1 protein-coding gene is annotated in these 888 nt (G+C 37.5%); it reads right to left on the bottom strand.

The genetic code is table 11. The features are described from left to right. On the bottom strand, positions 1-888 hold an 888-nt coding region (locus ACFVSH_RS23320; protein ID WP_387708087.1), incomplete at both ends, for a CgeB family protein.

Genomic DNA, 888 nt, shown 5'->3' with positions numbered 1-888 from the left:
TAATAACGTTTTAACTCTTGTCGAATATCCGAAAGCTGAAAAGCGCTGCAGGCAGAAATTTCGAAGGTTCGAGGGTTAATTGAAAGGGCCGTTAGTTTATTACTGTTACGGTTAAATAACGTAGTATCATTGGATAAACGATGGTTATTAATCACAATTTTGGATTGATTAATAAGGCGAGCCGTTTCACTCGGGGATAGAAAACCAAAACGGATTTTATCAGATAGCAAATGATAATTCTGCATCCGGTCCCAACGCGACCCCACGATAAGTGTATTTTTTTTTGATAAAAAGGGAGCAATTTCGTCAAACAAAGAAATTCTATTGTCCCAACCTGACCCCATAAAACAAACGTCAATAGGAATCAAGTTATCCTTCCCCGGCTTCTGATATTGGAAAACTTTTGTATTGACTGCGAGAGGTAAATAATGAACTTGGGGACAGCCTAAAAGTTGATAATAAGAAACACAGCTTATCTCTTGTGTAAAAACATAATGATAATAGGGAGCTATATAAGTTGTTACGTCTGTATAATATGGGTCATCCGTAAACCATACCGCTGTTTTAATACCCATTTCCCTAATGGCTTTCACTTGGCCAATTGGAAATGTATCTCCAAGTAAAACAAGCAAAAGGTCCGGCCTGAATTCAGCTGCTAGACTGACCACATCTTCGTCCGCTTTTGCTGTATATATTTCACACACTAAATTTCTAAGTTCTTCAATTATTCCTTGATTAATGATCCTATAGGTATCTCCATGCCCAGGTTGAATATAAAGTACACTTTTATTCCAGAAATCAAATTTGTGATTAAATCTAACTTCATCTTTGACCATTAAATCCGATGATGGACCCTCTCCCCCTTCCTTCTGGTCAACAGTGTAACGA

The sequence above is a fragment of the Peribacillus sp. NPDC058002 genome (assembly GCF_042886655.1).
In the GTDB taxonomy this organism is placed as follows: domain Bacteria; phylum Bacillota; class Bacilli; order Bacillales; family DSM-1321; genus Peribacillus; species Peribacillus aracenensis.
This window is presented reverse-complemented; position numbering and strand designations above follow the sequence as displayed.